This is a genomic window from Phenylobacterium sp., assembly GCF_036402295.1.
GTDB lineage: Bacteria > Pseudomonadota > Alphaproteobacteria > Caulobacterales > Caulobacteraceae > Phenylobacterium.
This window is the reverse complement of record NZ_DASWTE010000338.1, coordinates 1-13327: the sequence shown is the minus strand read 5'-3', so window position 1 is coordinate 13327 and position 13327 is coordinate 1. Positions and strand designations below refer to the sequence as shown.

The 13327-nt window shown below is 70.2% G+C and carries 15 protein-coding genes; 11 read left to right on the top strand and 4 right to left on the bottom strand.

Annotated elements, in window-relative coordinates; all coding sequences use genetic code 11:
• Both VGD44_RS20050 and VGD44_RS20045 read left to right on the top strand, forming a co-directional pair.
• Window positions 1–192 (top strand): acyl-CoA dehydrogenase family protein (locus VGD44_RS20050; protein ID WP_331090150.1); only part of this gene is annotated, 192 nt, incomplete at its 5' end.
• Entirely contained in the window at window positions 189–587 is a 399-nt protein-coding gene (locus tag VGD44_RS20045; protein ID WP_331090149.1) for a DUF3574 domain-containing protein, read from the top strand. The genes VGD44_RS20050 and VGD44_RS20045, both read left to right, overlap by 4 nt.
• On the opposite strand, the gene VGD44_RS20040 is transcribed toward VGD44_RS20045, so the two are convergent.
• A complete protein-coding gene (locus tag VGD44_RS20040; RefSeq protein WP_331090148.1) occupies window positions 584–1396 on the bottom strand; it encodes a helix-turn-helix transcriptional regulator in 813 nt (270 codons plus the stop codon). The genes VGD44_RS20045 and VGD44_RS20040 overlap by 4 nt on opposite strands.
• Before the next feature lie 152 nt (window positions 1397–1548).
• Here VGD44_RS20040 and VGD44_RS20035 point away from each other — a divergent pair, with 152 nt between their 5' ends.
• The gene (locus tag VGD44_RS20035; RefSeq protein WP_331090147.1) at window positions 1549–3426 is read left to right on the top strand and encodes an ATP-binding protein; all 1878 of its coding nucleotides are present in this window, start codon (window positions 1549–1551) and stop codon (window positions 3424–3426) included.
• A 234-nt stretch (window positions 3427–3660) separates the two neighbouring features.
• Here VGD44_RS20035 and VGD44_RS20030 read toward each other — a convergent pair whose 3' ends face one another.
• Complete coding sequence (locus tag VGD44_RS20030; protein ID WP_331090146.1) at window positions 3661–5469, bottom strand: patatin-like phospholipase family protein; 1809 nt, start codon at window positions 5467–5469, stop codon at window positions 3661–3663.
• Window positions 5470–5594: 125 nt separating this feature from the next.
• On the opposite strand from VGD44_RS20030, the gene VGD44_RS20025 reads away from it, so the two are divergent.
• From VGD44_RS20025 to VGD44_RS20015, 3 genes are read left to right on the top strand one after another with little or no spacing between them, the layout of a single operon-like run.
• Complete coding sequence (locus tag VGD44_RS20025; RefSeq protein WP_331090145.1) at window positions 5595–6434, top strand: enoyl-CoA hydratase-related protein; 840 nt, start codon at window positions 5595–5597, stop codon at window positions 6432–6434.
• A gap of 38 nt (window positions 6435–6472) precedes the next feature.
• Window positions 6473–6883 (top strand): DUF1489 domain-containing protein, encoded by a 411-nt coding sequence (locus VGD44_RS20020; protein WP_331090144.1) that lies wholly within the window; start codon window positions 6473–6475, stop codon window positions 6881–6883.
• A gap of 5 nt (window positions 6884–6888) precedes the next feature.
• Window positions 6889–7605, top strand: a complete 717-nt coding sequence (locus VGD44_RS20015; protein ID WP_331090143.1) for a carbon-nitrogen hydrolase family protein — start codon at window positions 6889–6891, stop codon at window positions 7603–7605.
• Window positions 7606–7608: 3 nt separating this feature from the next.
• On the opposite strand, the gene panC is transcribed toward VGD44_RS20015, so the two are convergent.
• On the bottom strand, window positions 7609–8463 hold the full coding sequence (gene panC, locus VGD44_RS20010; protein WP_331090142.1) for a pantoate--beta-alanine ligase: 855 nt from the start codon (window positions 8461–8463) through the stop codon (window positions 7609–7611).
• A gap of 147 nt (window positions 8464–8610) precedes the next feature.
• Between panC and VGD44_RS20005 the strand changes: the two genes are divergently transcribed.
• Window positions 8611–9444: a division plane positioning ATPase MipZ gene (locus VGD44_RS20005; RefSeq protein ID WP_331090141.1), complete on the top strand. Its 834-nt coding sequence runs from the start codon at window positions 8611–8613 to the stop codon at window positions 9442–9444.
• Between the two features lie 4 nt (window positions 9445–9448).
• The gene (locus VGD44_RS20000; RefSeq protein WP_331090140.1) at window positions 9449–9871 is read left to right on the top strand and encodes a DnaJ domain-containing protein; all 423 of its coding nucleotides are present in this window, start codon (window positions 9449–9451) and stop codon (window positions 9869–9871) included.
• A gap of 48 nt (window positions 9872–9919) precedes the next feature.
• Here the strand turns inward: VGD44_RS20000 and VGD44_RS19995 are convergent, their stop codons facing one another.
• Entirely contained in the window at window positions 9920–11227 is a 1308-nt protein-coding gene (locus tag VGD44_RS19995) for a D-alanyl-D-alanine carboxypeptidase (protein ID WP_331090139.1), read from the bottom strand.
• A 292-nt stretch (window positions 11228–11519) separates the two neighbouring features.
• Between VGD44_RS19995 and VGD44_RS19990 the strand changes: the two genes are divergently transcribed.
• From VGD44_RS19990 to VGD44_RS19980, 3 genes are all read left to right on the top strand, one after another.
• Window positions 11520–11954 carry a TIGR01841 family phasin gene (locus VGD44_RS19990; protein ID WP_331090138.1) on the top strand — a complete coding sequence of 145 codons (435 nt, stop codon included), beginning with the start codon at window positions 11520–11522 and terminating at the stop codon, window positions 11952–11954.
• A gap of 172 nt (window positions 11955–12126) precedes the next feature.
• A complete protein-coding gene (locus VGD44_RS19985) occupies window positions 12127–12588 on the top strand; it encodes a RidA family protein (protein WP_331090137.1) in 462 nt (153 codons plus the stop codon).
• Window positions 12585–13327, top strand: a 743-nt coding sequence (locus VGD44_RS19980) for a glycerophosphodiester phosphodiesterase family protein (RefSeq protein ID WP_331090136.1), incomplete at its 3' end; no start/stop codon positions are given. The genes VGD44_RS19985 and VGD44_RS19980, both read left to right, overlap by 4 nt.

Here is a 13327-nt window from a genome sequence, read left to right as displayed (position 1 = left end):
GGCGCGATCCTGATGGCCAGCGAGAACGCCGTGAAGGTGAGCCTGGAGGCGATCCAGGCGCTGGGCGGTGCGGGCTACACCAAGGAATACCCGGTGGAGCGCCTGCTGCGCGACGCCAAGCTCTACGACATCGGCGCAGGGACGAACGAGATCCGGCGGTTCCTGATCGGGCGGGAGCTGGTCGGCGGATGAGACTGGCGGGGGCCGCGATCCTTATGCTGGGGCTGGCCGGTTGCATGACCGCGCCCAAGCCGGTGTGCCCGGCCGGCCAGGCGCAGCTCCGCACGGCGCAGCTGTTCCTCTCGGCCCGGCCGCCCGCGAAGATCTCCGACAGCGACCTGCGGAAGTTCGTCGACGCCGAGGTCACGCCGCGCTTCCCGGACGGTGTGACGGTGGTGGACGGGGGCGGGCAGTGGCGCGGCGACGAGAACCGCCTGATCCGCGAGGCGGCCAAGGTGGTGCTGATCGTGCTGCCCGAGAAGGGCGACCCGGCGGGCAAGGTCGACGCGGTGCGCGCGGCCTACAAGTCCCGGTTCAAGCAGGACTCGGTGGTAGTGCTACCGCCGCCGGCCTGCGTGGTCCTCTAAGCCGCCGCCTGCGCCTGCCGCGCCTCGTGCGCCTGCCGTAGCGCCTCCGCGGTCGCGGGATCGGCCGGGAAGAAGGTCTCCAGCGTCAGCTCCGACAACGTGATGTCCACGGGCGTGCCGAAGACCGTGGTCGTGCCGATCATCGACAGCACGGTGTCGCCGACCATCAGCTGGAACGGAATGACCACATTGCCGAAGTCCTCGGGCCGGCGGTCCGGGGCCGGCGGCTTCGGATAGGTCTTGATCTCCTCGATCAGCGCGATCAGCCCCGGATCGGCCGTGAGCTCCGCCTGGCGGCGCAAGCGCTCCAGGGCGTGTGCGTGCCATTCGCCGAGGTTGGCGATGCGGGGCGCCAGGCCCTTGGGGTGCAGCGAGGCGCGCATCACGTTCACCTGCGGCGACAGCAGCTCGGGGTCGACGCCGTCGAGCAGCGGCAGGGCCGCCGCGTTCGCCGCCACCAGGTTCCAGCGCAGGTCGACGACGAGGGCGGGGTAGGGCTCGTGGGCCTTCAGGATCACGTCCACCGCCCGCCGCGCCGAGGCCAGCTCGGGCGCGTCCAGGCTACGCTCGGGGAACACGGGCGCGAAGCCGGCGGCCACCAGGATGACGTTCCGCTCGCGCAGCGGGATCTCAAGCTGGTCGGAGAGGTGCAGCACCATCTCGCGGCTGGGCTGGGCGCGGCCGGTCTCCAGGAAGCTCAGGTGCCGCGTCGAGATTTCGGCCTCGAGGGCAAGGTCCATCTGGCTCATCCGCCGGCGGGTGCGCCACTCGCGCAGATGCTCTCCGACATGTCTCTGGGGGGCGATCATGCCGCGACCATAGTCGCCGCCCGCCGTCCGTCCATGACCTCGCAGGTAATGGCGACGCCGCAGGCGTTGCGTCGGTTATGCGACAAACGGTCCCAGAAGCTCTGCCGTAGCCGGTCTGCCTTCCCTTAACTCCTCAATGGCATGCTGACCGGATGCGACCGCTAGAGGACGCCGTGGCGTCGGCCGACGATCTAAAGCTGCCCGGCGCGGAGGGGGGAGACCCTACCGCGTTCCGGACGACCCTTGTCGGCATGCTGCAGCCCTGGACGATCGCGGCGATCTTCCACCTGCTCGCGGGCGGAGCCGTCGCGGCGCTCGGCCTCCCGCAGTTCGCCCTGGTGTGGACCCTAGGCTCCTTCGCCATGCAGGTCTCTTTCCAGGCGCTCTACAAGTCGTGGCTGCCATCGGCCGACGCGGCGCCGGAAGGGCGCGGCCTCTCCAGGCTCGCCCTCTGCGGCGCCCTGCGGTCCGCTGCCTGGATGATCGGGCCGGTCTATGCCGTGGCGGCGCTGAACTCGCCGGGCGCCAACGCCTTCATGGCGCTCACCGCCGCGACCCTGGCGGCCACCGCCGGCGCCGTGGGCTGGATGTCGCGCCGGGTCTGGGCGGCGACAGCCGCGCCCGTGCCCGCAGGCATCGTCGTGGCCTATGCGCCGGCCTTCCTGGGCCTGCCGGGTTTCGGCGTGGGGCTGAGCCTGCTGTCCTTCGCCTTCGCCTGTGCGCTGATCATCATGGCGACCCAGCGGGTGATCGGCGGCGCCGCGAACGACCGCCGCAAGGCGAACGCATCCATGCGCGAACTGCGCGAGGCTCTCGCCAAGTCCGAAGCTGCCGAGCAGCAGCTGTTCCGTGCCCGCGACGAGGCCGAGGCGGCGAACCGGGCCAAGAGCCAGTTCCTCGCCAACATGAGCCACGAGATCCGGACGCCCATGAACGGCATCATGGGCATGAACGAATTGCTCCTGCGTACCAAGCTCACGGCCCAGCAGCGCAAGTACGCCGAGACGGTCCGCGGCTCGGCCGACGCCTTGCTCGCGATCATCAACGACATTCTCGACATCTCGAAGCTGGAGGCCGGCAAGGTCGAGATCGAGGCCATCGACTTCAGCTTCGCCGACCTCGCCGAGGAGGTCGTGCAGCTGCTCTCGCCGCTGGCGGAGGAGAAGGGGCTGGCGATGACCTGCAGCATCACCCCGCTGGCCCGACGCCCGTTCCGGGGCGACCCGCAACGCCTGCGGCAGGTGCTGCTGAACCTGCTCTCCAACGGCCTGAAGTTCACCGAGAAGGGCGGCGTCGATCTCGACATCCGCGGCTGGGCCGCGGTCGGCGAGCGCACGCGGGTGCGGGTCGAGGTGCGCGACAGCGGCATCGGCGTCGACGACGCCCAGAAGACCCGCCTGTTCCAGAACTTCCAGCAGGCCGACAGCTCGACCACCCGTCGGTTCGGCGGCACCGGCCTGGGCCTGTCGATCTCGCGCCAGCTCGTCGAACTGATGGGCGGCCGGATCGGCGTGTCCGACCGTCGCGGCGGCGGGGCGGTGTTCTGGTTCGAGCTGGAGCTCGAGGCCGGAGCCGCGCTCGCCGCGCCCGCGACCGACCGGGCCGAACCGGCCGTGCATTCCCCGCACGCGCGGGTGCTGTTGGCCGAGGACAACGACGTCAATGCGCTGCTGGCCACCGAGATCCTGCGCCAGGTGGGCCTGGGCGTGGAGCGCGTCTCCAACGGCGAGCAGGCCGTGGCAGCCGTCGCCCGCGGCGGCTACGACCTCGTGCTCATGGACGTGCACATGCCGGTCATGGACGGCCTGGAAGCCACCCGCCGCATCCGCGCCATGCCGGGGCCCGCGGGCCGCGTGCCGGTGGTCGCCATGACCGCCAACGCCATGAAGAGCGACGAGGACGCCTGCCGCGCCGCCGGCATGGACGACTTCGTGTCGAAGCCCTTCAAGGCCGACCAGTTCGTGGCCGCCCTGTTCCGCGTCCTGCTGCAGGCCGCCGCCGATGCGCCGCTCGAGACCGACGCGGCCTGAAGCCATACCCAGACAAGCGAAGGGCCACCCCATCGCTGGGGCGGCCCTTCTCCATAGTCGGACCGCTGCGCGGTTCGCGACCTGCCAGCCTGGGCTAGGCGCGGACCCCGTTCACGGAGGTCCAGGTCACGGTCACCGCTGAGCGGTTGAAACTATGAGACACTGGATCACCTCCTTTCTGATGTTGAACAGACACCCAGGAATATGGGCCGCGTCGCGGCGCACGCAAAGGCTTCATTCGGCCGCAGCGTGGGTGGAGGCCATGAACGGCGTCAGCACGGCGCCGGCTGCCGCCTGTTCGCGCAGGCTCAGGCGGCGGCGCAGCTGGGTCACCGGCTTGGTCAGCTTGTCGAGGGCGGTGAGGGTGGCGCGGTAGCCCGCCTCGACGGCCGCGTCATAGGCCTCCCAGTCGCGAATTTCGATGCCTGAAACGTCCGGCTGGATCAGGACGTCCGTCGCCTCCCGCGCGGCCGCCAGGTCGCGGCCTGTGGAGACGGTGGCCGTCCGCATCAGGAGCGAGACGATCGGGGGCCCCATCCGCCATTGGCCCGAGCGGATCCAGCGCCACACCGACGACGGCCGCGCCACGTCCTTGGCGGTGATGCTGCGGGACGTGGTGACGTCGACGCCAACGATGGGCCCGAGCTGGCCGGCGCGCATGATGTCGGCGGGGAAGTTCTTCATCACCGCCCCGTCGACCAGCACGTTCTGGCCGTCCGTGGCCGGCGGCAGCACACCGGGCAACGCGATCGACGCTCTGAGCGAGTGGGTGAGGGAGCCGCGCTTGTGGAGCTGGTAGGCGCCCGTGGTGAGGTTGGACGACAGGCAGAAGAACGGCAGCCAGAGGTCGGCGATGTTGGTGTCGCCGAAGTGGGTGTTGAGCCGCTCGGTCACCTTCACGCCGTGGGTCATGGCCAGCAGCGGCAGGGCCATGTCGTCGAGCGGGCTGGACTTGACGAACGCCTCGTGCAGCCGGTGGTCCATCTCGTCGTGGTCCCAGCCCATGGCTAGGCCCGCGCCAACGATGGCGCCCATGGACGAGCCGCCGACGAAGTCGATGGGCACGCCGCGCTCGCGCAGGGCGTTGATCGCGCCGACGTGGGCGTAGGCCCGCGCGCCGCCGCCAGAGAGCACCAGACCCACCGACTGGCCCGTCAACACGCGGGCGATGCGCTGGAAGTCGGGCGCGTGGCCGCGCCGGACGTGGAAGACGCGCGAGGCGCTGGTGGCGTCGAGCCAGGCCTCGGAGCCGCGCGGCCGCGCCGTGTCGGCGGCATGGATCAGGATCAGGTCGACCAGGCCTTGGTCCTGCAACGTGGCGGCGCCCGGCGGGCAACCCTCGGACTCGGCCATGCGGTCGCCGCGGCCCACCCGGAACAGCCGGTCCACCTGGCGCGGGACGAAGGCGGCCCAGTCCGGTTCGTCGCGCTCGGCCACGTAGAGGACGAAGTCGTGGACCCGTTCAACCTCGGAGAACCACTCGGTGGGGGCGGAGTCGGCCTCGGCGCCGACGGTGGTAACGTCGTAGCCGAGAGCGGCGATCTCGCGTTCCAGCCGCTCGACGAGCGGGCGGACGGCGCCCGGCCGGCCCACGGGAATGAAGCCGAACACCGACGGTTCGCCCACCGTGCCGCGGCGGGCCGTCTGGCGGCTGCGCAGGATCATCAGCCGGGCCAGCTCGGTCATAACCGAGGCGTCGGCGTCGCAGGCCTCGAAGAAGGCCTCCTTCGGCATGGCGAAGATCTCTGAATCGCGCAGGGCGTAGACGTCCGCCGAGTGCGGGACGCCGGCGATCAGGGCCATCTCGCCCGCCGGCTCGCCCGGGCGGATCACGCCCAGGAACTGCGGCTCCTGGCCCTCCTCGCGGCGGAAAGCGCCCAGCCGGCCGGTACGCACCACGAACAGCTGATCCGAGGCCTCGCCCTGGCCGAACAGCTTCGAGCCGCCCGGCAGCGAGAACCAGATGGTGTCGTCGGCGGCCTGGCGTCGGCGGAACAGCCGCGCCAGGGCCGAATCGACGGGGATGTCCGGCAGACTCGCCACGGCCTCGGAGGGTAGCGCCCCGGAACCGCGAGGGCTATGGCTGCGCTCCCCTAGGCCCGCCCTGTGGGCGGGCCGTCACAGGGAAAGGTCGGCGCGATCGAGATCGCGCCGGGAAGGAGGCGCCCATGACTAACGAACTCGCCCATCCGATGGTGGAATTCCCGGACGTCAGCGCCACGACAGACCTGGTGCACATCAGCGCCACCCTGGGCGGCGCGGTCACCATCACGATGAACCGGCCGCAGCGGAAGAACGCCTTCAATGACGACCTGATCTCGGCGCTGGAGGAGGCTTTCCGGACCCTGGCCGGCGCCGAGGGCGTGCGAGTGGTGTTCATCCGCGGCGCGGGTGGGACCTTCTCGGCCGGCGCCGACCTCGACTGGATGCGGGCCGCCATCGACCGGACCGAGGCTGACAACCGCGCCGACGCCTACGAGATGGCCAAGATGCTGAAGGCGCTGCACGACCTGCCGGCGCTGACCGTGGCGCTGGTCGAGGGCGGGGCCTATGGCGGCGGCGGGGGCCTGGCGGCGGCCTGCGACCTGGCGGTGGCCACGGCGGACGCGAAGTTCAGCTTTTCCGAGGTGAAACTGGGCCTGATCGCCGCCACCATCAGCCCCTACGTGATCGAGGCCATCGGGCCGCGCGCGGCGCGGGCCCTGTTCGCCACGGGCCGCATCTTCGACGCGGACTACGCCTGCCGCATCGGCCTGATCACCGACGTCGTGCTCGACGCGGCCGCCCTACGGGCCGAGGCGCACCGCATCGCCGCCGACATGATCGCCTGCGCCCCAGGGGCCGTCGAAGGTTCCAAGCGCCTCGTGGCAGAGGTCTACGGCCGGGTCATCGACCGTGATCTGATGGAACTGACGGCGCACCGCATCGCGTCGACCCGCGTCGGCGACGAGGGGCAGGAGGGTGTCCGCGCGTTCCTCGAGCGGCGAAAGGCCGCCTGGGCCGAGTGAGGCTTTTCAAGCGCCCGGACGCGCCCTAATCCGGGATCATGGCCCTGCACATGATCAAGCTCGTCGTCGGCGCGGACACCATCGACGACCTGCTGGCGTGGCGGCTGGGGCATTCCAACCCGGGAGAGCCCTGGATTCTGCGCACCCGCATGACGCCCAAGCGTGGGGCCGAGATGGTGGACGGCGGCTCGATCTACCGGGTCTTCCGGGGCGTTATCCTGTGCCGCCAGCGGATCCTGGCCGTGAACACCGTGGGCGAGGGCGTCACCGCTCGCTGCGAGATCACCCTGGACGAGACGATCGTCCGCGTCGCACCCACGCCCCGCCGGGCCTTCCAGGGTTGGCGCTACCTGGATCCCAAGGACGCGCCGCCCGACCTGGACGTCGAGGCCTTCGGCGACGTGCCCGACGACCTGGCCCGGCAGCTGCGTGAAGTGGGGGCCTGGTAGAGCTGGTGAGGATCGCCGCCTATCAGGCGCCGCTGCTCCCCGGCGGTTCGATGGCGGCGCTGGAGATGATCCACCAGCGCGTCCGGCGGTGCGAGGTTGAGCGCGTAGACGTCCTACTCTGCCCGGAGGGCGTGCTGGGCGGCCTGGCCGACGACCTCGAGTCGCCCTCGGAGATCGCCATCGCCGCCGGCGACCTGCCCGAGGTGCTGCGGCCACTTGCCAGCGAGAGCGTGGCGACGATCGTGGGCTTCACCGAGGCCTGCGACGGCCGGCTCTACAACTCCGCGGCAGTTTATGCCCGGGGCGAGGTGCGGGGCGTCTATCGCAAACGCCATCCCGCGCGGCGCGAGTCGATCTACTCGGCCGGGACGGAGAGCCCGGTCTTCGTGCTCGGCGACTGTCGCTTCGGCATGATGATCTGCAACGACACCAACTTCCCGGACCTGGCGACCGACATGGTCAAGCGCGGAGCGCAACTGCTGCTTGTGCCCAGCAACAACGGGCTCAGGTCGGAGATCGCCGACGTGGTCGAACTCACGCGCGCCGTCGATGTCGAGACCGCGCGCCGTTGCGGAACTCCGGTCGTCCGCGCCGACGTCGCCGGCTGGACGGAGGCGCGCGTCGCCTTCGGAACCTCGGCGATCATCGGAGCCGGCGGCGACGTGATCCGGTCTGGGACCCTGTTCGCGGAGGACCTCCTGGTCGCGGACCTGGAGGTCTAGGACCTAGTCGCCCATGTTGTCGATCAGCCGCGTGCGGCCGATGTGGGCGGCGGCGAGGATGCGCAGGGGGCCGGTGACCGGGCCGGGGCCGAGGCGGGCCAGGGTGTCCGGCGTGCGGGTTTCCACGTAGTCGATCCGGGTGAAGCCGGCGGCCTGCAGGTCGGCGATGGCGTGTTGCTCGGTGGCCTCGACCGGTTCGCCGCGGCGCAGGCGGTCGAGGACGTCGCGCAGCACCTCGTTGAGCCGCACGGCCACCTTGCGCTCGTCGGCGCTCAGGTAGGCGTTGCGTGAGGAGAGCGCGAGGCCGTCCGCGGCGCGGGCCGTCGGCGCGCCCACGATCTCCACCGGGATGTCGAGATCGGCCGTCAGCCGGCGGATCACCTGGAGCTGCTGGAAATCCTTCTCGCCGAACACGGCCACGTCCGGGCCGCATTGGTTCAGGAGCTTGGTCACCACGGTGGCGACCCCCGGGAAGTGGCTGGGCCGGGCGATCCCGTCCATCGCGTCCGTCACGCCGGTGACGGTGACGGTGGTCGCGGCGCCGGGCGGGTACATCTCCGCGACCGCGGGGGCGAAGACCAGGTCGCAGCCGGCGGAGGCCAGCTGGGCCATGTCGCCGGCCTCGTCGCGCGGATAGGCCTCGAAGTCCTCGTGCGGCGCGAACTGGGTCGGATTGACGAAGATGCTGGCGACCACGCGGTCGGCCTTGCTGCGGGCGAGGCGGACGAGCGACAGGTGCCCCTCGTGCAGGGCGCCCATGGTCGGCACGAACCCCACGCGGAGGCCGGCGGCGCGCCAGGCGCGCACCTGGGCGCGCAGGTCGGCGACGGTGCGGACGACGGGCAGGACGGCGCTCATCGGGCGGCTTATGCTGCGGCGCAGCGACCAAGTCCATCCACAGGCGTGCGCAGAACGCCGCGTTGACGCACGAGGGTCCCGCAAGGTCAGCTAGGGGCGGGCTGAGTCGGCGGCCGTCCTGCGGCGCTGACGGGGAGTTGAAGAGACATGGGCCAGGCCAGCGTCATCGTGGTCGGCAACGAGAAGGGCGGGGCGGGCAAGTCGACCCTCGCCATCCACATCGCCACCGCATTGCTGCACGGACAGGCGAAGGTCGCGGTCCTCGACCTCGACCTGCGCCAGCAAACCCTCGGTCACTTCTTCGCGAACCGGGCCAAGTGGCTCGCCGCGAACGCCGCCAAGGCCCCCATGCCGATCGAGCATGAGGTGAGCAGCTCGGGCGACGCGCTCGCCAAGGCGCCCGACGCCGAGCAGCTGGCGCGCTTCGAGGCGGCCCTCGCCGAGGTGTCGGAGGCGGCCGACTTCGTGCTGATCGACACGCCGGGCAGCGACACGGCGATCAGCCGCGCGGCGCATGCGCGGGCCGACCTGATCGTGACGCCGATGAACGACAGCTTCGTCGACTTCGACATGCTGGGCGTCGTCGATCCCGTCACCCTCGACCTGAAGCGCCACAGCCTCTACGCCGAGACGGTCTGGGCCTGCCGCAAGCAACGGGCGACGGTGGAGCGCAAGCAGATCGACTGGGTGGTGCTGCGCAACCGCCTGGCCCCCACCGAGGCCCGCAACCGGCGCCGTCTGGACGAGCGCGTCGAGGCGCTTTCGAAGAAGGTCGGCTTCCGGGTCGGGCCGGGGCTGCGCGACCGGGTGATTTACCGCGAGCTTTTCCCCTTCGGCCTCACGGTCGCGGACTTGTCGACCGCGATCCGCCCGGTGGCCATGGGCCTGCAGCACGTGGCGGCGCGGCAGGAGCTGCGGGCGCTGATGGTGGCCCTGGGCTTCAACGGGCTGGACGACCAGGAGCGGATCGCGGCGGAATAGCCGCATGACCTACCTGTTGCTCGGCGCGGCCGTGCTCGCGCTCTACGTCTGGGCGACCAGCGGCAAATCCCCCCTGCTCAAACGCCGCGAATGGCGGGTGCTGACCGGCGCCCTGTCGCTGGCCGCCTTCACGGCGGCGGCCTTCGTCGGCGTGCGTGGCGGGTGGGGCAGCGCCATCGTGCTCTCGGTCGTGGGCCTGTGGCTCGCCGCCTCGACCCGCAAGTCGACGCTGGCGGCCCCGCCGTCCGGAACCGCCAAGATGAGCGCCGACGAGGCGCGACGGATCCTGGGGGTCGGCGCAGACGCCAGCCGGGAGGAGGTCCAGGCGGCCTACACCCGCCTGATGCGGGCGGTGCACCCGGACAAGGGCGGCACCGCTGGCCTTGCCGCCCAGCTCAACGCCGCGCGCGACCGCCTGCTGAAATGAAAGGCCCCGGCGCGAGCCGGGGCGTTGGCATACGCTACCCGAACGGGATCAGCCGCGGCCGGGGCCCATCACGACGCAGGGCTGTTTGCGGGCCTTGATGGCCTTGCAGGCGCTGCGGGCGTCGGCTTCGGTCATGCCCGCGAAGCGGGCCACGAAGCGCCCGTCGTCCTTCTCGGCGACGGCACGGGCGTCGTCCACGTGGCGACCGAACTTCTTCTCGACGATCTGAAGTTGCTCGCGGGCGTCGGAGCGGTTCTTGAACGCGCCGACCTGGATGGTCCAGCGGCCGCCGGCTTCGCGCTTGCCCTTGCCGTTCAGCTTCGGAACCGAGTTCGGCTCGACGATGGTGATCTTCGACGCGCGACCGGGCGGCGGGGCCGAGACAAGCTGGACCGAAAGGCCGCTCTCGGTGTCGCCCTGCTGCATCGACGATTGCGTCGCCTGGGCGAGCTGCGGCGGCTCGAAGAAGTTCTGCGCCACGGTGATCTGCTCGCCGCGGGCCCGGCGGTCGAGCACCTCGAAGCCGGTGTTCAACAGGCTCTCGGCCACGCGGTCGCGGGTGACTCGGGTGGGGCCGCCCAGGACGACGACGATCAGGCGGCGATTGTCGCGCACGCCCGAGATGGCGATGTTGAAGCCCGAGGCGTTGGTGAAGCCCGTCTTCAGGCCGTCGACGCCCGAGACTTCCGAGAGCAGATGGTTGTGGTTGCCGATGTTCTGGCCGCGGAAGTTGAAGCTCTTGGTGGCGAACAGCCGATAGTACTGCGGATAGTCGCGCATCACGGCGCGCGACAGGATGGCCAGGTCGCGGGCCGTCGAGATGTTGCGGCTGTCCGGCAGGCCGTTCGCGTTCGTGAAATTGGTGCTCGTCATGCCCAGCTCGTGGGCGCGCAGCGTCATCAGCGTGGCGAAACGCTGCTCGGTGCCGCCCAGCTTCTCGGCCATGGCGACCGCGGCGTCGTTGGCCGAGCGCGTGACCATGCCCTGCATGGCCTGCATCACGGTGATCGAATCGCCGGCGCGGACGCCGAGCTTGGTGGGCGCCTGGGCCGCGGCGCGGGGCGAGAACACGACCGGCTCGTCCAGCTCGATCTTGCCTGCCGCCAGCGCCTCGAACGCCAGGTACAGCGTCATCACTTTCGTGATCGAGGCGGGATACCGCGGCGCGTCGGCGCGTTTGCCGTACAGCACCTCGCCCGTCTTCGCGTCGACGACGATGGCCGCATACTTCGAGGAGTTCTGCGGGATGAGAGAGAGGTAGGGGACCTGCGCCATGGCCGGCGCAGACGCCAAGCCGAGAGTCATGGCCAAAGCCAGACCGAGGGAAAGCAACAGGCGGCGGGCGTGCTGGATCATGCTTCGTCCGTCGAATCAACGCGTTGAGGCGGACACTGCGCCGCCAAGAGAGTCGGTAGCATGCCCCCGTTACCCTTGCAGGAGAGTAAACAAGGTTTGAACGGGCGCAATTGTCGCGGCGCCACATGAACGGTCGCTGAAGGCCTCCCCACGGTGAAGCTGTGTTCAACGCGCATTGTGCAGTGCAACAAAATCGATTGACTGCTGCAGTGCAACATGAGAAAAGGCCGTTGTCATCTGGGGCATGCGCCCCAAATCACGCCTTTTTCGCCCGTCCCACAGGAGTCTCCACATGGCCGCTGCCGAAGCCGCGAAGTCCACCGTCGAGCAGTTCACCGCCGCCTCCAACGTCGCCTTCAAGGACGGCGTCGAGAAGGGCCTGGCCGCGCTGAACGAGCTGAACACCCATTCCAAGAAGAACCTGGAAGCCGTCGTCGCCTCGGCGACCGCCTCCGCCAAGGGCGCGGAAGCGCTGGGCGCCCAGGCCATGGCCTTCTCGAAGGCCATCTTCGACACGCAAGTGAGCGCCGCCAAGTCGCTCGCCGGCGCCAAGAGCGTGCAGGAAGTGGTGGAGCTGCAAACGAGCTTCGCCAAGACCGCTCTGGAAACCTACATGGCCGAGTTCGCCAAGATGTCGGACACCGTGTCCGCCTCGGTGAAGGAATCGATGAAGCCGCTCAACGAACGCGTCACCGCGACCGTCGAGAAGTTCCAGGCCGTCCGCTAACCCTTCCCGAGTACCGGAAGGTCGGAGCCCGGGCCGCGAAGGCTAGGGCTCCCAGTTCCGTCCGCCGGTCTCCCCCGTCCGGCGGGCGCTTTTCTCCCGAGTATCAGTGCTGGGCCGGTCCCCGTTGGACCGGCCCTTTTTCTTTGGCGCCTTGGGCGCTAGAGGTTCGGGCATGTCCCAAGTCGAAGCCCGCCTGACGTCCCTCGGCATCGAGCTGCCGAAACCCAACGCTCCCGTCGCGAACTACGTCCCCTTCGTCCGCGCGGGCGAGCTGGTGCACATCTCCGGTCAGGTCTCGGTCGACGCCTCGGGCGGGATCCGCGGCGTGGTGGGCGAGGACGTCGACTTCGACACCGCCGTACGCGCCGCCCGCATCTGCGGGATCAACCTGCTCGCCCAGATGAAAGCCGCCTGCGAGGGCGACCTCGACCGGGTGGTCCGAGTCGTGAAGCTGGGCGGCTTCGTGCAGGCGGGGCCCGCCTTCTTCGACATCCCCAAGGTTGTGAACGGCTGCTCCGACGTGATGGTCGAGGCCCTGGGTGACGCGGGCCGCCACGCTCGCTCGGCCGTGGGTGTCTACCGCCTCCCGATGAACTTCGCGGTTGAGGTCGACGCGGTGGTGCAGGTCCGATGAAGGCTCCTCCCGGGAATGGGGGCTTCGGCCAGGCCTGGGACCTCCTCTTCCACCCGGCGATCGCGCATCGCGGGCTCTGGAGCCCCGACGGCCCGCCGGAGAACAGCCTGGGCGCCTTCCAGGCCGCCTGCGCCGCCGGTTACGGCATCGAGCTGGACGTCCAGCTCTCGGCCGACGGCGAGGCCATGGTCTTCCACGACTCGAAGCTGGCCCGGATGACCGGCGCCGAGGGCCGCATCGGTGACTTCAGCGCCGCCGATCTCGGCGAGATGCGGCTGGCCGGTACGGACGAACGGATCCCGACCCTGCTGGAAACCCTGGCGCTGATCGGCCACCGGGCGATGGTCCACGTCGAGCTCAAGACCCCCTACGGCGAGGTGGGGCCGCTGGAGCAGCGCGTGCACGAGGTGATCGCCGACCACAACGGCCCGCTCTGCGTGATCGGCTTCAATCCCTACAGCCACGCCTGGTTCGCCGATCGCTATCCGGGCGTCCTACGCGGCCTGGACAGCTACTCCTACGACAAGGCCCCCAACATGGCCGAGGCGCAGCGCCAGGCCTTCGCGCGGCTGGAGCACGTCTCGATCGCGCGGCCGCATTTCCTGGCCCTGGGCCTCGACATGCTGCCTTGCGACCGCGCCGCGAAGCTCCGGGCGGAAGGGATGCCCGTCGTCGCCTGGACGGTGCGCGAGCCGGGCCAATGGGACGCGATCAAGGACAGCTGCGACAACCTCATCTT